This window comes from Pseudomonas sp. GW822-FHT04C11 (assembly GCF_058800905.1).
This window is the reverse complement of the sequence record NZ_JBXAMS010000001.1, coordinates 348,312-366,689: the sequence shown is the minus strand read 5'-3', so window position 1 is coordinate 366,689 and position 18,378 is coordinate 348,312. Positions and strand designations below refer to the sequence as shown.

Genomic DNA, 18,378 nt, shown 5'->3' with positions numbered 1-18,378 from the left:
AATGGCCGTTAACGGGACGAGATCGCTTTGTCGTAGCCCTCAAACGTCTCGAGGCGATTCTCGATAACCGAAGCACTGTGTCGCTCGAAAGAAACCGCTCGCTCATCAGGCGATACATAGGTAGCGCCTAGCTCTTTCAATGAAGTCCATTGGGCATAACCGCCTTTCAGATGCAGCTTGGGAATTTTTATCGCCCTGAGCGTCGAATCATCCGAGCCTCGGGGCGGAATAACGGCAGTGCCAGCAGGTGCATCGTCGATAAACGCATACTCGGCGACGGCAGGGCCAGGCTTCAGGCTCAGCACCGGCTCCGGATCAAACGTGAAGTAGCCCTCGCTGGTCAGATGGGCACTGGGAAACTCTGGCCAGGAATCGGCAGCGACCAATTGCTTCGGGTACCTCAAGTCACCAATGACAACATACTGATGGTCAAAGTTGGTGGCTTTGACAATGTGTATTTCAGATGTCCGGGGCTGGTTCGCGAGGATCGAGAACGTCACTTTCGAATTCTCCGAACAGTTCCCGCCCTTGATGTTGATAGCGGCCTGTGCAGCTTCGGCAGTGGTGAGCTCGGCCGTAGGCAAACCGGTAGCCAAGTCGATTTTTCGGAGATTTTTCAGTGCAGCGATAGCCGATCCGCCCTTTTCCCAGATGCTCGGTAGTTGGTTGCCGGACAAAGGGAGAAGCTCCTTGGCGCGGGTGATCGCACGCTGCGCCATGTTCAAATCGGCCATGGTCTGCGACGAGATCTCAATGACCTTCTCGGTTACGGTCATATGCTCACCCAGCATATCCACGTAGCGATGCAAATCAGCCAGCGTGCCCGACGGGGCGTTGCCTGCTTTCGCTGCGAGGGCCAGCGATTCATATTGATCCGTACGTTCTGTTCTCTTCAGGTAACGAGCAGTCATTCCCAGCTCCCGCTGCGAATCCGACAAGGGCGTTGGCTCACCGTCCATGAACATGTTGTTCAGTAGTTCGGTGAATTGCTCAGGGGGCAGCAATTTTTTCAGCTCGGGCAACAGTTCGACGCTTTGCCTTATCACTGCTCTGGTCATGGGGGCATTGGCTTGAATGGCCTCGGCAAATGCCGGGTAAAGGGAGTTCAGATGCGATTCGGACAACTCATCGCAAATTAACTGCAGGCCATCCAAATAGTCGCTTTCTACAGACGGCAGGGGGTCAGAGGGATATCCCCAATCGACAAGGTTGTTAAAAACCGCCTGGAGCCTCTTCGTCTCAGGCTCCACAGCCCCCCCATTGGATGCACCTCCACGCAGACGAAGCAAGGCGGGATTGAAAGCCGGTGGTATCGGGACCGGGAACTGCGCAAGTATCGTGGACAACCTGTCAGGCCTTACCGCGTGGTCACGTACGGCCTGCTTCAGTGTCTGAACGTCACTCCTGCGAATATTCAAACCGGTCAGTTCGGCATCCGGGAGTGCCTGCAAGATCGAGGAGTAGAGGTCAGTCTCTGCGTGCAAGGCATTACCTTGATCATCGTAAGCCTGAAAGCTGCCATCTGTTCGCGAGACTATCGTGCGTTTAAGCGTGGCGTGCTCTGTACCGATACTGTCCAGCACCCCGCCTTCGTACTCGAACAGCCTGACTTGAATGGACACATCCGAGGGCCAGCCCGGCAGGTTCTCAAGCGAATGCAGTACCAGCGTTTCGGTATCGAAGCTTTCGACCGACGCCAGGTAAAGCCCCTCATAAGCACGAGCAACCCTCACTTCCTCACGCGCATAGAGCGCCAGCCCCTTGAGTCGCGATGGCAAGCGCCCTTGGGCGACTATTTGCAGTTCCTCGGGTGTGGCGACCGCCAGCAACTCTTGCGCAACAGCGCCAGGCAGACCCGGCATTTCGGACTGAACCGCTTGTACCTGAGCACTCCAGCGCAACTCGTGCTCTTTGTAACGAGCATTGAACATGAAGTTTCGCTTGGCGCTGGCACGCCGTGCGATTTCCGCCCGAAGGATTTTTGCATGAGCCCCCGTAGTCGTGACCGACGCGCCGAAAACGTCTTCCATCAGTGTTTTTGTTTCACCTTCATCAAGGTGCGAAAGCAAGGTTGCAATCAGGTCGCCATCGTTCAAGCGGTCCTCGTTTATCCGCACAGGAACAGAATCGTTGGAGCCTGTCTGCCAAGTGACACTTCCATCGCGCGCGACAAGTTGCAGCGGCCTTTCTCCGGGCCACACGCCATCCAGCAGTTGCAACTGTGTGCGTACATCGGCCTTCAGGTAGTGCTGTGGTTGCTCACTGCTGATCTGATCGATGAACGTCTGAATATCCCGATCAATCCTGAATCGCGTAACGGTATCGCTCAATAAGGGCAATGGAGGCTCATTGTCGATGTACATCCGGCGCATCGCGTCGACATGGGTGCGACTGACCGTGCGGATGTCGTCGAACGAATCGGTCAAACCGTCAAGCGGCTGCCCCATCCGCATCATCAGCGTTTGCTCATCCCACGACTGAGGCTGCTCGCCTTCGATCACGAATGCCCCCGCCCCGTTACTCTCGACCACAGGTTGATAGGCATCTGGCCGGGTTGGATGCTGCACCCGGTGCTTGCCGGTTTGCGGGTCGTTTTTGAGTTCGAAGTGAGACGTATCGAGGCGCAGGATCGGCTTGCCGTCGTGCTGATGCAGCCACAATTCGTCGGGCTTTGAATCGGCAGCCAGAACCAGTGCCTTTTGCTGGTAAGGCTCAAGATTCTGCCCCCACAGACGTTGTTTGCCAGTGGCCAGGGTGACCGGTTTTGCCCCTTCGATAAACGGTGACAGCCTGGAGAACGCCAGGTCGCCAATCTTGATGCCGCCAGCAAACGCTGCCAGTTGAACCACGCTTTCGGTGAAGCCGATCAGCTGTTCAGCGGCCTCCAGATACAATCCTTCAGACAGATCGAGTACACCTTCAACCACTTCACTGACCAACTGATAAGCCGTATAGGCCAGCATCAATTCACCCAGAAAAGGCACGAAGGGGGTCACCACCAATAACGCGACATTGAAGATGTCCGAGAGCATTTTTTGCAGATTTTCAACCCACGCCCAACGCTCCGTACGATCAGCATCGGTAGTGGAAATGACCAACGCCCGGGCGTCGTTGAGAATTTTGTTTTGCTGCTGCTGATAGAGATAAACCCACAGGTCACCATTGAAACGGGTCTCGGTGTCGTTCTCGAACCGCATGACGCCAAAGTGCAGACGAGGGTTTTCCACAGGCGTTTCGCGCCATACGGGCAGGTCGACGCCCCATTCCTTCTCGTGTTGGGTAATCTGCACCAGCTGGCCATTGAGCGCGGCAAAAAAATGCCCACGCTGCTGATGGTCGACAAAGCGACTGAAGAACTGCTGATAACTAAGCCCGGACGAGGGCTGTGCAGGGGACGACGCCTGGCCGGTATCACGTAATTGGCGAGTCAGCTCGCGGCTGAATTCGACGAGCGACGGGTACTCTTTCAACGGATGCTCGGGATCGTGCGGCACATAGGCAATGATTCGTCTGTTTGCGCCATAAGGCGCATCGAGATCAGCGGCGATGAGCACAATGCCTTTCAGGAGCGTGTCGAGCATCGTCAAGTGATAGTAACGAACGGGAATACCGTCCAGGGTCAGGCCTTTAAGTCCCTTGATCATGCCCTGCACAACGAGATACGCCTGCGCCCCGATGTCTTTTCTCAAGAGCGCCATTTGCAGGGCGATTTTCAGCGCGGCTTGCTGGCTTTTTATGACTCTGTGCTGCAACACCCCGCGGGCCAGACCATCGGTGGGGCGCAAGTAACTTTCCAAATAGTGTTTGTACCTGGCGCCAATATCCAACTCGCGACACAGCGCCGTGAATTGCTCAATGGACATAGCGCTTCGAATTTTCTTTATATCAAAGTGTCCCTGCGCATCGGGTCGGGAGATAAACTCCGACCCCGACAAAAACACCTCGGCACTTGAAAAGTTGTGCAGCGCCGCATCCAGCAAGGAAACTGTACGACTGCTCGCACCGCCATCAAAGTTATGGCCCCACGGAGACAACTTTACCTCGGAGTACAACTTCAGAAACGTTTCCCTGACGTCATCTTCAACCCCGTATTTTTCCTTTAACGCCTGACGCAGCACTGGCTCGGCAAATGTATAGACGTCTTGCAAATCCATCAGCATTTTGTCGACATCATTCTGCGACGACCAGCTTGCCTCCAGGGCGTTGAGCATGCTCAGGTGTTCGGCTTGGGAAGCGTTCCTGATCCACCCGGGAATACCTGCACCGCCCACTTTTAACGTCCGAAGCCTTTGCGGTGTCGCCAGGGTCAGCCAGGCAGGAAGCGCACGTTCTATAAATTCGTGGTGAATACTTGCCTGAGCAGCTTTGGCAGGCGACGTACTGTTTGTTGACGACGAAACCATCTGACACTACCTGAATTAATTATTTGAATGAACAGCCCCTTAATAAATAGTGGCGCCGCATCGCTAAAAGCGTACAACGCTCGGCGGCCCATTAATGGAGTGCAAGTCTGATTAGACCGTAAGATATTTCTTGCTGAAGTTTCATGAATCGATATAACCAACAGCCGATTCAACGTGCCATCAAACCGTTCAAAAAACCTTGTATCGACGGTAGTGCTCGGGCGTACAACCGGCCTGGCGCTGAAACATCGCGATAAACGCCGACGACGTGCTGTAGCCCATATCGAAGGCGATCTCCTGAATGCTGCGCTGGCTGTCCAGTGCTTCGATCGAAGCGAGGAAACGCAGGCGTTGGCGCCACTCACCAAAGCTCATGCCCAGTTCCCGAACAAACTGCCGGGCCAGGGTTCGTTCGCTGACGTGGATCTGCTCGGCCCACTGCGCCAGTGGCCGATTGTCGCCCGGTGATGCCTGCAAGGTTTCGAGCACACTGAGCAATCCGGCGCTGCTGGCGTAAGGCAAATAACAGTTATGCACCGGCGCTTGTTGAAGCTGATCGACCAACACCTCGGCCAGGCGCTTGTCTGCCGGGCGCTCGGGGATCTTGACGTCGCGGGCCGCGAAGTCCTTGAGGATTGCCTTGAGAATGTCACTGATCGCCAGCGTGCAGGCCTGTTGCGGCAGATCGCGACACAGTGGCGGCGCGAGGCAAACCGCGCGGTAATTGATCGGCTGGTTGCTGTAGAAACTGTGCTCGGTCTGCGGCGGCACCCACACCGCGTATTGCGGCGGCGACATGAAGCGGCTGCCGCCGATTTCCATGTGCAATACGCCGTGGGCCGAATACTCCAGCGTGCCCCACTGATGACGGTGAGCCGAGGCAAAGCGGTGGGCATCAAAGTCGGCATAGCGGAAGTACACGGGGGCCGGCAGTTCGTTGAAATCCAGCAGATCGATGTGTTTACTGTTCATGCTGTCTGTCATCAGGGGCAGGTTGTCTGGATTGAAGTATAGGCGCGCATCCAGACAGGCGATAATCACCCCGTCATCAACGTTCTGGTTTTTCCCATGCAATATGCTTATCCCCTGCTGGCCATTTTCATCTGGGCCGGCAACACCGTGATCAACAAACTGGCGGTCGGCGCGATCTTCCCTGCCGAGATCGGTTTCTATCGCTGGTTGCTCGCCGGAGTGCTGTTCACGCCATTCATGCTCAAACCGGTGATACGTCATTGGACGGTCATTCGCCCGAACCTGGGCAAGGTCTTCGTCCTCGGCGTGCTTGGCATGGCGGTCTATCAAAGCCTGGCCTACTTCGCCGCAACGCTGACCTCGGCCACCAACATGGGCATCATCCTGTCGCTGATGCCGTTGATGTCACTGGCCATGGCCATTATCAGCCTCGGCCAACGGCTGACCGCCGGCGCGCTGGCCGGTGCGGTGCTGTCGTTTGCCGGCGTGCTGGTGGTGGTTTCGTCCGGCAGCCTGGGTGCGCTACTGGAACACGGGGTTAACCTGGGCGATGCGATGATGCTGATCGCGACCCTGGCCTATGCGGTCTACAGCACCTTGCTGAAAAAATGGCAGCTGCGTTTGCCGCCGCTGGTGCTGTTGTATTTGCAGGTGCTGGTGGCGGTGGTGGTGCTGTTTCCGCTGTTCCTGGCCTCGCCAAAAGTTGGCCTGACCTTGCAGAACATTCCACTGGTGCTTTATGCCTGCCTGCTGGCCTCGATGCTCGCGCCACTGGCGTGGATGCAAGCGGTGGTGCGTCTGGGGCCAAGCCGAACCACGCTGTTCTTCAACCTGCTGCCACTGATTACCGCATTGATTGCGGCGGTGGTGCTGCATGAGCAACTGGCGCTGTATCACCTGGTGGGTGGAGTGCTGACGTTGGGCGGAGTGATTCTTTCGGAGCGTTGGACCACGGTGTTAGGCCGCACCTGATCCCCTGTGGCGAGGGAGCTTGCTCCCGTTGGGCTGCGCAGCAGCCCCAAAACAGGCGACCGCTTCGCGGTCGAGCGGGAGCAAGCTCCCTCGCCACAAAAGCGGCTAGACCCCCGCCGCCTTCAGTCGCTGCGCATGCTCGACGAATAACCGCAGCGGATCGGCGCCTTTGCCCACCAGCCCCAGCGACTGGTTGACGATGTCGAAGTGATCCAGCGGGTATTCATCGCCAATCACCGTGCCCAAATGCGAGCTGTAACGCCCGACCATACCGTCGCAATGCCCCGCTTCGCGGACGAAGGTGGTGGCGAACAAGCGACAGCTGCGGTTGGTGCCGTCGAACAGGTTACCGCCACGGTCGGTCTTGCCCGGTTGCAAGGTCCCGGACCACGAGTAATAGCGCACGCCGTTGACCAACTCTGGCCCATGCCCGCCCCAGGTCTCGGGCAACCCCTGTGGATAACGCTGATTGAACAGCGCGACCCCTTCGCTGGTCAGCGAGTCGTGCGAGGCATGAACATCCACCGGCCATTTGTGCCTGGGATGACCGGTTTCCAGCAGGCCCATCAACCACGCGACCAGTTGCAACAACGCACTCAGCACACGGCCTTTCGCACTGTTGGGCGGACAGTGTTTGTGCAGGTAGTCCGCCAGCTCCGAGCCATGGTTGGGCCCCGCTACCGACGTCACCGAGGCTATCAGGTCCGGGCGCTTGGCGGCAGCGTAACGGGCGGTCAGCGAACCTTGGCTGTGGCCAATCAGATTGACTTTGCTTGCACCGGTTTCGCGCAATATTTCATCGATTTGCACTAACAACTCTTCACCGCGCACTTCGTTGGAGTTGACCGGCGAAACCTGAACCGCGATCACCGTCGCCCCACCCCGGCGCAGCGCCGAAATGATCCCGTACCAGTAGGGATAGAACAGCAGCCGAATAAAGCCGAGCATTCCCGGGACCAGCACCAAGGGGTAACGCGTGGAGGTCTCTTGCGACATGGGCAGACATCCTTGTGATCGAGTAAGAAGGCCCAGGGTGGGATGCAAGATGTCGGACTTGAGCATCGCTACCGAGGATGACACCTTCACGACCAGTCTATGACATTCCCGGCTCGCTACTTCACACCAATCACTCACACTTAAGTAGCGGACACACCTGCGACATGACGATTATATTCAGAGACGTGTAACAGCAGCGGTCTTAGCGCAGCCAAATAATCACACACATTCTTAATACCCCCGAAAAAAAACAACGCCTTCTTATACTAACAACCACAGAAACACCCCGCAACAATCATCGAGTTACAAACGCACACTCGACATAACGCCTCAGTTGTTTATATTTCAAATCACAGACAAGAGGTCTGCAATCAAACAACAAGGACTCTATTTATGCATATTGAACAACGCCTCGAATTTCTTGATACGCTTCCTGTTTTACCAGCTTCGAGCTTTACAGCTCGAATCGCTACGTTCAGCCCACCGATCGATCCAAACAAAGAAAGCGCTACAGTCGGTCCGGAAATGATGAACATTTACATACCCGGCGTCTCGGAGCAAAACCGTAAAGACGTTGACAACTGCAAGTTACTAGTTCAAAACGCCGCAACGCAACTGTATGACCCAATCAAGCAACTGCACGAGTGGTACAAGTATTACACCGAGAGCCTTGCCAAACTTGGCTGGGTCACCCAGGCGTCCCAAACCAAGGATATAAACATCCGTAAAACCGGCCTCACCATGGATGCTGTAGCCTTTGAGATACTTCAGGGCCTGGTGGGTGCAAATGCCCCCCAATTGCTGGCGCTCGCTGGCAAAGCCGTGGAAGGCGTGAAAAATAATGAAGGATTGATCAATATTTACAATCGCAATGCCAAAATTGGCTATGAAGCCAAGTTTGACATGTCGCCAGTCTGGCAAACCCGCGAAGGTTCGCCAATGATGATTCTTAACTGCACATCCGTGGATGTCAGGGAAAGCACTCGGGGCATTCTCTGGTGGAAGTCGACCACTCAATCCACCGCTGTAAAATCGGCAGCATCGGCCGTTTATCTCAACGTGGGTATCTATGACCAAATACGTGCTTCCGTTCTTAAGAAGCTTGGCCAGGCTGCCGAAGACTTCCTGGAGAGCATTCCGGGTTTCTAATAATTACATTCAAGTAAATTGATGAAAACCGAGGCCAATGAGCACTCATGGCCTCCGTTCCCGTCAACCCGCTTTCATTTCATTTTCCCGGAGCTTTTATGAAGTCTATGACACCCGACATTTACGTCGTCGACGGAAACATTACACTTTTTTACGGCTCACACTCCGAAGGCTATAAAAAAGATATTTTGCATTCCAGCCTACTGGCGCAACTGATTGCCAACAGCACTCCCGATACTGAACTCAATGCTTACCGAAAAACCCTGAACACCTTGTTCTGGACAGTCAACAGCTTCGAAAGCCGAACGATCAAGAAAGAACCTTCGAGCCTTTTGACCCTTGCAAAGACAGGTTTATCCAGCGCATTAATGGAAGGGCAATTACAACAACTTAGCAACGCATTTACCATCATAAAACAGCTGCCTGATGATTCCCCGATCATTGAGGCGATAGTGAATAAAATTCAAATAAAACACATTCCCGACGTTAACCCCGGCAACTTTTTACCCAGTGAAAATTCCACTTTCAGCATCAGCACGCTTCTGACAATTGTATTCGAAAACAAAACAACCCTTTCACTACAAATATCGTTCAAAACTTCCCGCTCCGTTGACATCACAATTCTCGATCAAGTGATCTCCCAAAAGACTATTCTTGGCGACCCCGAGACCTTCTTATGGTCTACCCATCTGCAGGAAGACAAGTACGACGCCATCAGAAGCCAAGTAACTGGAAAGCTGGGTAGCAAGGTAGACACCCACCTTTTTCACGTCAATCCAACTGCATTAATACACTAAATGAAAGACTGAAGCGCCAAAGGCATGCGGGGCATTAATGGCGTTTCGAACGCCATTGACGCTCAAAGCCGCTGTCGGGGCCTTCTTCAACCCTTGACGGTCTTCGGTGCCTTACCTGCCTTCATCTGCTCCAACAATGGTGCGCACTGATTCGGCTCACCGCCACTCGGCGCTACCAATGCCAGCAACCCTGCCGCCGGACCGGCAATCACGCCCAGCGCCACCATCCCCGCGCCCCGCAACATCAGCGGCACACCCTTCACACCGGTATCCGGCTTGATGAACTTACCGCGCACATACAGCGGCGAACGCAACGAGATCAGCCGCACGCCCTTGGACTCCGGCGTGATGGTCAGGTCGAGCTGCTCAGTGGCCATGTTCGCCGTGCCGTCGATGTAGACAATCGCGTTCTCGGTGTCGAACACAAACAGCCGGGAGGTCGCCAGACCGGTCTTGACGTCGAAGTCTGCCGCCGCGCAGTTGATCTTCACGTCCTGGTCGCCAAAGATTTTCCCGACCACATAATTGCCGACGTTCAACCCGGCCAGCTCCATCAGTTGACGACTGATCGCACCATCATTCATCAACAGCTTCAGATCGCCATTGGCGCTGCCCAGCAACGCCGCCACCGAGTTGCCGTGACCGGCGAGATCGGCGTCACCGTTGAGTTCCCCAAAGCTGGTTTTCATCGTTTCGAAGCTCGGGAACAGCTGCTTGAGTTTAAAGCCGCGCGCGGTCAGTTTCGCCCGCCCTTCCAACGGCGTGGCAAGGCCGTTCAGACGGATCTGCGCATCGAGCTTGCCGCCCGCTACGCCAAAGCGCAGCGGCTCCAGGCTGATCTGACCATCGTTGAGCACCAGGTGCGTATAGAGATCGGTAAACGGCAGCTTCTCGCTTTGAACGATGCGTTTGCCGGTGAATTCGACATCCGCGTCCATATCGCGCCAGCGCTCGGTATGGAACTCCTCGACCGGCAACACCTTGTCCGCCGGCTGCTTGCTTTCGCCGCCGCGAGCCTTTTGCTTGGCGTTGGAGTCGGCGCCGATCAACGGCGCGAGGTCGGCGAGCAACAATTGATTGGAGACCACCGCACCGCTGAGCTTGGGTCGTGGCTGGCTGGCGACATACGTCAGGTCGCCGTGAATATCGCTGCTGCCGATGGTGCCGTTGAATGCCTCGTAGTGGAACGTTGCACCATCCGACTGGCGCAGGTTGGCAATCAAGTGACCGTCGGTAGTGTAAGGCGGCGAAGCCGGCAGGGGTACGCCGGTCAAGGGATAAAGATTGCCCAGGCTGGTGCCGGCCAGCTTCAGGCGCAGGTCCAGCGCGCCGAGATTCAGCGGGTCGGTCAGGGTGCCGGCCAATTCGACGCTGGTATCGGCAATCTTCACCTGCGCGTGCAACGGGAACGGCTTGGCCGCGTCCTGTAATGCCAGCAGCCCGCCGACCTTGCCTTCGCCCGCCAGTTTCTGACCGTGGTACTGGCCTTTGACCTTCAGCGCGAACACATAGTCTTGCAGCGCCGAGCCCTTCTCCAGAGCTTTCTTCGCGGCTTTATCACCGACGATGTCGCTGAACGGAATCGGCTTGCCAAGCAGGTCGATCAGCAGGTCGAGCTGAGTGTTCAAGGTCTGGTCGTCGAGGGTGACGTGGCCCTTGTCGAAGCCGATCGCACCGATGTCTACTACCCAGCGAGACGGTTCGGCGTTCGGGTCTTTCGGATCGAACTTGAAGGTCCAGTTGGCACGACCATCGGCCAGACGTTGCAAGTCGGCATTGGGCTCAGTGAGGTCGATACGCGGGATCACCACCCGCTGCGCCAATAGCGCCAAGGGCGAAATCCGCAACTCGACGCGCTTGAGGCTGACCATTTGCGGCTTTTTCGACCAGTCCGGGTTGCCCAGGCTCAAGTCCTCGGCCATCACATGCGGCCACGGCACCCAGGCGCGCCAACCGCCTTCATCGACTTCACGTTTCCAGGCCACCGTCAGGTTGCCGTTGATGGCAAAGGGGCGGTGCAGTTCTTCGGAGACTTTGCTGTTGAGCGGCGGTTTGATCCGGTTCCAGTCGAAGAACGCGATGATCAGCACCAGCACGGCCATCAGCAGCACGAGGCTGCCGACAACCCAGGCGAGAATTTTACGAGTGCGCGTCATTGCACAGAACTCCTGATTGCGACTCAGCGCCCTGACTGCGACGCCTGCATGGAAACGGTAGGCCAAAAATCGGCCGATTGTAGGAGCTACGACTGGCAAATGGCCCGCAGGTTTAACGCTCCTTCCATTCAGACATGAAAAAACCAACTTTCCTGACCGATCAGACAGCTCGCGTTACCCGCCCCCGCACTTTTTCGACCCGCAAGTGAGTCGAAAATACCCACCTCGGTGCAAAAGCGCTCCGCGGAAACGTCCGTTCTAGAGGCTTTCCGCCGAACAATCAATTCCGTTGATTATTACCATTGTCTTTATGAACTTTTATATCGACTTATCGAGAGTAGCATTAACTTCGTACCCACTTTATAGCCCTCCCAAGGAGCAACCGATCATGAAACGCCAAGTACTGCTTAGCCTGACCCTTTCGATGTTAGCCAGCACCGCTTTTGCCCTGCCAGCTGCCGATCAGGCAACTCCGCAAGTCAAATCCAGCCACTCGGTTTACAGCCAAACGGTTGCCGATGGTGCCAATGGTAACGAACGCCTGAAAGAAAAAGGCCTGATCACTCAGGACGGCTACGACAAGACACCACAAGGTCAGACCCTGGCTTCTGACGGTTCCGATCGCACTCCACAAGGTCAAACCCTGGCTTCCGATGGTTCCGATCGCACCCCACAAGGTCAGACCCTGGCTTCCGATGGTTCCGATCGCACCCCACAAGGTCAGACCCTGGCTTCCGACGGCTCCGATCGCACGCCACAAGGCCAGACCCTGGCTTCCGACGGCGCCGATCGCACCCCACAAGGCCAGACCCTGGCTTCCGACGGCTCCGATCGCACCCCACAAGGCCAGACCCTGGCTGCTGACGGTTCCGACCATACCCCACAAGGCCAAACCCTGGCTGAAGGTGGTGGTGACCGTGTGATCGAACGCAACGCTAGCCTGAGCTAAGGCCATGCTGGCCCGGAAAAAAGCCCGATCTCCTGGATCGGGCTTTGACTTTATGTAGCTTGTACTCCCCGCCTCACCTTCCTTTACTCAAGTTCGACGCCAGCAAAGCTGATTTGCTAGAGTGCGCCGCTGTCCTTGATTAGAAGTCAGCCGCCTGATGCTGCCCCGCGCCGAACAGAAACAACAGACCCGCAACGCCTTGATGGACGCTGCCCGCCACCTGATGGAATGCGGCCGAGGATTCGGCAGCCTGAGCCTGCGTGAAGTGGCGAAAACCGCTGGTATTGTCCCGACCGGTTTCTACCGGCACTTTACCGACATGGATCAGCTAGGGCTGGAACTGGTCAGCGAAGTCGGCCAGACCTTCCGCGAAACCATCCGCCTGGTGCGCCACAATGAATTCGTCATGGGCGGGATCATCGATGCCTCGGTGCGAATTTTCCTTGATGTAGTCGCGGCCAACCGTTCGCAGTTCCTGTTTCTGGCGCGCGAACAATATGGCGGCTCGCTGCCAGTGCGCCTGGCCATCGGCAAACTGCGCGAAAACATCAGCTCGGACCTGGCCGCCGACCTGTCCTTGATGCCCAAACTGCAACACCTCAATTTTGCCGGGTTGTCGGTCATGGCCGACCTGATTGTCAAAAGCGTGTTCGCCACCCTCCCCGACATCATCGACCCGCCAGCCGAAGCCTTGCCCGCGCACCTGACGCCACAGGCGAAGATCACTCAACAACTGCGCTTTATCTTTATCGGTCTCAAACACTGGCAAGGGTTGGGCAGCACCGAGTAATCATTTTATGCGCCACAAAATGGTGCGCACAAAACCTGCACGCACCAAACCCACCCGCACCTACTCAAAATCCCGCAACATTCAGAAACATCCTCTACGCTCTGACAGGGTTTTCCTACGTCTCGTCCGATTGGCAAGCCCCTTGCTCTAGCCTGAGCATTGTCCTTTGCTGGAAGCCTTCCAATGCTGGTGATTCATCGCAGAATCGACCCTCAACCCGTCTGGGCCGCCGAGTTGCACCTGAACTTCGAGGCGCGCAGTAAAAGTCGCCTGCGCTGTTTCAGTGCCGAAGGTGAAGACGTCGGGTTGTTTTTGGAGCGCGGGCAGCCGCCGCTGTACGACGGCGAATGCCTGGAGGCCGAAGACGGCCGCATCGTCCGTGTCTGTGCCCGTCCCGAGCAACTGCTGCATGTCACCTGCGCCAACGCCTTCGAACTGACCCGCGCCGCCTATCACCTGGGCAACCGCCACGTTGCCCTGCAAGTCGGTGATGGCTGGCTGCGCCTGCTTGACGATTACGTGCTCAAAGCCATGCTCGAACAGCTGGGTGCGCAGACCGCAAACATCGAAGCACCGTTCCAGCCGGAGCACGGCGCCTATGGCGGTGGCCATCACCATTCGCGGCACGGCGACGAAGACTTCAACTATCCGCCGAAACTGCATCAGTTCGGCGTACGCATATGAACCCGGCCTGGGCGCTGCTGCGTCTGGCCAGCCCGCAATTGCCGATTGGCGGCTACAGCTATTCACAAGGCCTGGAAATGGCTGTGGATAACGGCCGCGTAAACGACCCGGAATCGGCCAAACGCTGGATCAGCGATCAGTTGCTGCTCAACCTGGCGCGTTTCGAAGCGCCGCTGCTGCTCGCCCATTGCACCGCTGCCGCCAATGAAGACTGGCCACAGTTGCTGCAACGCTGTGAGGAACACCGCGCCAGCCGGGAAACCCGCGAGCTGCATCAGGAAAGCCGGCAGATGGGCTATTCCCTGCAGCAACTGCTCAACGGCTTACCGGAACTGGATGACGTCGCCCGCAGCTTTCTCGCACAACGCAGCGAGCCGCATCTGGCCCTCGGCTGGGCGCTGGCCGCCCGCGCCTGGCAGATCAGCCCGCAAGACGCACTCGCCGCCTGGCTCTGGAGCTGGCTGGAGAATCAATTGGCGGTGTTGATGAAAACCCTGCCGCTGGGCCAGCAAGCCGCACAACGCCTCACCAGCGAACTGCTGCCGCTGCTGCAACAGGCTCAGCAGAACGCCTCAACCCTTGCCCCCCAACACTATGGCAGCGCGGCTTTCGGCCTGTCCCTGGCGTGCATGGCCCATGAGCGCCAGTACAGCCGTCTGTTCCGTTCCTAGCGCCTGTTATTTTGGAGAATCACATGAACACACAACCTCTGCGCGTCGGTATCGGCGGCCCGGTCGGTTCCGGCAAAACCGCGCTGACTTTGGCGCTGTGCCTGGCGTTGCGTGATCGCTACAACCTGGCGGTGGTCACCAACGACATCTACACCCGCGAAGACGCCGACTTTCTGGTGCGCAACGAGGCCTTGGCCCCCGAACGGATCATCGGCGTGGAAACCGGCGGCTGCCCGCATACGGCGATCCGCGAAGATGCGTCGATCAACCTCGAAGCGGTGGATCAACTGAATCGACGCTTTCCCGGTCTCGATCTGATTCTGGTGGAGTCCGGTGGTGACAACCTGTCGGCGACCTTCAGCCCGGAACTCTCGGACCTGACGATCTACGTGATCGATGTCTCGGCCGGCGACAAGTTGCCGCGCAAGGGCGGACCGGGGATCTGCAAATCCGACCTGCTGGTGATCAACAAGATCGACCTGGCGCCGCTGGTAGGCGCATCGCTGTCAATGATGGACAGCGACACCCAACGCATGCGCGGTGGCAAGCCATTCGTCTTCAGCAATCAGAAAACCGGCCAGGGCCTTGAAGAAATCATCGCCTTCATCGAGCGCCAGGGGCTGCTGACCGCAGCCTGAAACTTATCCACAGGTGTTATCAACAAGGAAGCTTACTCATGACACTCAAACGCATCTTCGCCGCCGCAGCCCTGCTGCTCACGCCCGCACTGGCCTTCGCCCACCCTGGCCATGGCGACAACGGTTTGCTGGCCGGCATCAGCCATCCGATTGGCGGGCTCGACCATTTGCTGGCGATGCTCGCCGTGGGACTGTGGGCCGCGCAACAAAAGGGCGCAGCACGTTGGGCACTGCCGTGTACCTTCGTCGGCGTCATGCTGATCGGCGGCCTGCTCGGGTTTGAAGGCTTGAACCTGCCGGCGCTGGAGAGCGGGATTGCCGCCTCGGTGCTCGCACTGGGCCTGGCGGTGGCATTGGCGGTGCGTCCACCGTTGAGCCTGGCGATTGGCGCGACGGCACTGTTTGCCTTGTTCCACGGCGTGGCGCATGGCCTGGAGCTGCCGGAGATGTCCAGCCCTTGGGCGTATGCCGCTGGCTTCGTCGCCGCGACCGCAGCCCTGCATGCCGCCGGTTATGCATTGGTGCGCGTATTGCCTCAGGCCGCTGCGTCGCTGGTTCGGTTGGCCGGCGCTGCTTCAGCGGCAACCGGAGTCTGGTTGCTCGCCGGCTGACTCTGTGGCGAGGGGGCTTGCCCCCGTCGGCCGGTCCGCGCTCGGGCGAAGCAGCCGTAAAAATAACGCGAATGCGATTTTAGGACCGCTTCGCGCTCCAACGGGGGCAAGCCCCCTCGCCACAAAAACAGCATCGTGCACAACTCCTGCTACCATGTCGCGCAAACACTCCTGCCGTGACGACGCCAGCCAATGCCCGATGCTCCCCGCTCCGCCTCCCAGCCTGAATTGACCGCCCTGTTCGCCACTGTGCAGCAGCACTTCCAGGACGTGATCGTGCCGCTCTGGCAAGGGCCCGGCTGGAACTCAGACATGGCGCTGCCGTATGAAGCGCTGGACGCCGAACGCCAGCCATTGCCGCCACAACGCTACCGGGCCATGGCCTGCGCGCGACAGCTGTACCTGTTCGCCAGCCTGATCGGTGACGTGCCGGCTGCCGAAGAGCGCGCCGCTGCGTTGTTTCGCTCCCTGCAACGGCATTTCCACGATGCCGAACACGGCGGCTGGTTCTACAGCATCGACGCCCATGGCGCGCCGCTGGATCAGCGTAAAGACCTCTACACCCACGCCTTCATTCTGTTTGCCTGCGCCCATTACTGGGCCAAGGTTCGCGAGCCGTTGGTGGAATCGGTGCTCAATGCCGCGCTGGAAGTGGTCGCTCAGCGTTTCGCCACAGACGACGGCCTGTACGAAGCCAGCCTCGACCGCGACTGGTCATCGCTCAAGTCCGGGCCGTTGCAGAACCCGCTGATGCATCTGGCCGAAGCGTTCCTCGCCACGCTGTCAGTACGCGACGATGCCTCGGTCGAGGCCGCGCTCAATGCACTGTGCGGGGCGATGCAAAAGCACTTCATCGACCCGCAGCACGGGGTGATGATGGAGAAACCGCTGGGGGCTGTGGATAACTGGTTTGAGCCGGGGCATCAATTCGAATGGTTCTTCCTGCTGGAGTCATCGGCGTTGCTGCGCGGATCAAAACTGCACGCCTCGCTGACCCGCGCATTCCCGCTCACCGAACAATTGGGCGTTAATCAGCAAACGGGGGCAGTACGAGCAATGCTCGACCTTGAACTGGACGGCCGACCTCGTGATGAGACCCAGCGCATCTGGGCCCAGGCCGAATACCTGCGCGCCCTGACCTTGCGTCCAGACAGCGAAGCCTTGCTTGAGCGTCAATTGAACGCCCTGCAACAGCGTTTCCTGCATACCGGTGGCTGGTACGAGTGCCTGGACAGAGATGGCGCGATCAGCCGCCAGGACATGCCGTCGACCACGCCATACCATTTGGCGACCTGTTATCGCGGGTTGATCGAATATTTCGGCTGAGTCTTCTGTGGCGAGGGGGCTTGTCGGAACGCCGCACCGCCCCGTTGGGCCGCGTAGCGGCCCTAATACTTGCCGACGCGATTCTTCAGGTAAATCCAATTGACCAGATTGCGGCGGCTTCGCCACCCAACGGGGGCAAGCCCCCTCGCCACACGTCACCTTCCCGTCAGGCAATCCACTTGCGATCACCAGTGAAGCTGATCGTCAGCCAACGCGCCGCATCCGGTTTGCCGAGCTTCGCCGAAATTCGCTCACGCAGTTCATCCAGCGTGGCCACGCCATCAAGTCGGTAATCCGCCGGCAATACCACGTGAATCTCGATGAACCGCGCCCGTCCGTGCTTCTGCACATACGAGATGTAGTCGGCAAAACCATGCTCGGCCTTGGCCTCGTCCATCACCTGGCGAACCTTGTCATCCAGCTGATCCGGAACAATTCCCAGCACATCGCGTAACGCCGGCCTGAGGATTTTGAACGCCGGCGCGAGCATGCTCAGGGCCAGCAGGATCAGGATCGACGGGTCGACGTAAGCGGCCCACTGGCCGTAGCCCTGCGTCTTGAGCAGCAACGCGATGAGGAAGCTCACCAGCAAGCCGACCGAGAGCATCGCGTCCACCAGCCAACTGATGTTGTCGAACTGGATCAGCGAAGATTTCAACGTGCGATTGCGATAACGGACGTAGAAGAAATAGCCGAAACAGACGACGCTAAGCACCCCCGCAAAAGGAATCACCAGGCCCAGTTCGATCTCGCGGCCACCGTTGATGATGCCGAACATACCGCTGAGAAAGGCGTAGATCGCAATCAGCAGCAGGAAGCTACCTTCGATCAGCAGCACCATCGGCTCAAGGTGCCAGAAGCCGAATTGAAAGCGCTGGTTACTTTCCTTGGCGATCAGCTTGGCGGTGATCAGCATCAGGACCTTGATGAAGGTCGCGATCAGCGAAAAAAACCCATCGAACAAAATCGATTGGGAGCCAGAAAAAAAACCCGTGACGATCGCGGCGATTGCCACGGCGAACATCAGGATGGTCGATTGCTTGAGCAGTACCTGCTCACCTCGGTTACTCACATTTCCTCCTTCTGAAACCCTGAAAACCGCGGTTTGCGGTGGGGGTTTCGAGAGGGAGTGTACCTTAATGCCATGTTTTGACCGATTTGCCGCCTGTGGCGAGGGGGCTTGCCCCCGCTCGGGTGCGAAGCAGCCGCAAACCGTCGATCGCGGTATGCCTGACATAGGTGGTGTCTGGTTTCAGGGCTGCTA

Annotated in this window: 15 protein-coding genes; 10 read left to right on the top strand and 5 right to left on the bottom strand. The window is 57.7% G+C overall.

All coding sequences use genetic code 11. The features are described 5' to 3' along the window. Nucleotides 1-8 precede the first annotated feature (8 nt). Together AC1RJ3_RS01630 and AC1RJ3_RS01625 are read right to left on the bottom strand one after the other, a co-directional pair. Nucleotides 9-4,403 (bottom strand): dermonecrotic toxin domain-containing protein, encoded by a 4,395-nt coding sequence (locus AC1RJ3_RS01630; protein WP_493077123.1) that lies wholly within the window; start codon nucleotides 4,401-4,403, stop codon nucleotides 9-11. A 189-nt stretch (nucleotides 4,404-4,592) separates the two neighbouring features. Further along, nucleotides 4,593-5,375, bottom strand: a complete 783-nt coding sequence (locus AC1RJ3_RS01625) for an AraC family transcriptional regulator (RefSeq protein WP_493077121.1) — start codon at nucleotides 5,373-5,375, stop codon at nucleotides 4,593-4,595. A gap of 96 nt (nucleotides 5,376-5,471) precedes the next feature. On the opposite strand from AC1RJ3_RS01625, the gene AC1RJ3_RS01620 reads away from it, so the two are divergent. Beyond that, nucleotides 5,472-6,347 carry a DMT family transporter gene (locus tag AC1RJ3_RS01620; protein ID WP_054595404.1) on the top strand — a complete coding sequence of 292 codons (876 nt, stop codon included), beginning with the start codon at nucleotides 5,472-5,474 and terminating at the stop codon, nucleotides 6,345-6,347. Nucleotides 6,348-6,452: 105 nt separating this feature from the next. On the opposite strand, the gene AC1RJ3_RS01615 is transcribed toward AC1RJ3_RS01620, so the two are convergent. Next, nucleotides 6,453-7,343: an esterase/lipase family protein gene (locus AC1RJ3_RS01615; protein WP_347928770.1), complete on the bottom strand. Its 891-nt coding sequence runs from the start codon at nucleotides 7,341-7,343 to the stop codon at nucleotides 6,453-6,455. A gap of 393 nt (nucleotides 7,344-7,736) precedes the next feature. Between AC1RJ3_RS01615 and AC1RJ3_RS01610 the strand changes: the two genes are divergently transcribed. Together AC1RJ3_RS01610 and AC1RJ3_RS01605 are read left to right on the top strand one after the other, a co-directional pair. Continuing rightward, nucleotides 7,737-8,492: a hypothetical protein gene (locus AC1RJ3_RS01610; protein WP_493077118.1), complete on the top strand. Its 756-nt coding sequence runs from the start codon at nucleotides 7,737-7,739 to the stop codon at nucleotides 8,490-8,492. Between the two features lie 47 nt (nucleotides 8,493-8,539). Then, entirely contained in the window at nucleotides 8,540-9,289 is a 750-nt protein-coding gene (locus tag AC1RJ3_RS01605; RefSeq protein ID WP_103317023.1) for a hypothetical protein, read from the top strand. 86 nt (nucleotides 9,290-9,375) lie between these two features. Here AC1RJ3_RS01605 and AC1RJ3_RS01600 read toward each other — a convergent pair whose 3' ends face one another. Next, on the bottom strand, nucleotides 9,376-11,445 hold the full coding sequence (locus AC1RJ3_RS01600) for an AsmA family protein (RefSeq protein ID WP_493077116.1): 2,070 nt from the start codon (nucleotides 11,443-11,445) through the stop codon (nucleotides 9,376-9,378). 388 nt (nucleotides 11,446-11,833) lie between these two features. Here AC1RJ3_RS01600 and AC1RJ3_RS01595 point away from each other — a divergent pair, with 388 nt between their 5' ends. The 7 genes from AC1RJ3_RS01595 (at nucleotide 11,834) to AC1RJ3_RS01565 (ending at nucleotide 17,114) form a co-directional block, all read left to right on the top strand. Then, nucleotides 11,834-12,394, top strand: a complete 561-nt coding sequence (locus tag AC1RJ3_RS01595; protein WP_493077114.1) for a hypothetical protein — start codon at nucleotides 11,834-11,836, stop codon at nucleotides 12,392-12,394. Between the two features lie 157 nt (nucleotides 12,395-12,551). Beyond that, the gene (locus AC1RJ3_RS01590; RefSeq protein ID WP_054595398.1) at nucleotides 12,552-13,184 is read left to right on the top strand and encodes a TetR family transcriptional regulator; all 633 of its coding nucleotides are present in this window, start codon (nucleotides 12,552-12,554) and stop codon (nucleotides 13,182-13,184) included. Nucleotides 13,185-13,367: 183 nt separating this feature from the next. Beyond that, nucleotides 13,368-13,868 (top strand): urease accessory protein UreE, encoded by a 501-nt coding sequence (ureE, locus tag AC1RJ3_RS01585; RefSeq protein WP_054595397.1) that lies wholly within the window; start codon nucleotides 13,368-13,370, stop codon nucleotides 13,866-13,868. Further along, entirely contained in the window at nucleotides 13,865-14,539 is a 675-nt protein-coding gene (locus AC1RJ3_RS01580) for an urease accessory protein UreF (protein WP_493077112.1), read from the top strand. Before ureE ends, AC1RJ3_RS01580 begins: the two co-directional genes overlap by 4 nt. A gap of 23 nt (nucleotides 14,540-14,562) precedes the next feature. Next, complete coding sequence (gene ureG / locus AC1RJ3_RS01575; protein WP_054595395.1) at nucleotides 14,563-15,177, top strand: urease accessory protein UreG; 615 nt, start codon at nucleotides 14,563-14,565, stop codon at nucleotides 15,175-15,177. 38 nt (nucleotides 15,178-15,215) lie between these two features. After that, a complete protein-coding gene (locus AC1RJ3_RS01570) occupies nucleotides 15,216-15,788 on the top strand; it encodes a HupE/UreJ family protein (RefSeq protein ID WP_493077110.1) in 573 nt (190 codons plus the stop codon). Between the two features lie 192 nt (nucleotides 15,789-15,980). After that, nucleotides 15,981-17,114 (top strand): AGE family epimerase/isomerase, encoded by a 1,134-nt coding sequence (locus tag AC1RJ3_RS01565; protein ID WP_347928765.1) that lies wholly within the window; start codon nucleotides 15,981-15,983, stop codon nucleotides 17,112-17,114. A 166-nt stretch (nucleotides 17,115-17,280) separates the two neighbouring features. On the opposite strand, the gene AC1RJ3_RS01560 is transcribed toward AC1RJ3_RS01565, so the two are convergent. Further along, complete coding sequence (locus AC1RJ3_RS01560) at nucleotides 17,281-18,186, bottom strand: cation diffusion facilitator family transporter (RefSeq protein ID WP_054595392.1); 906 nt, start codon at nucleotides 18,184-18,186, stop codon at nucleotides 17,281-17,283. Nucleotides 18,187-18,378 lie beyond the last annotated feature (192 nt).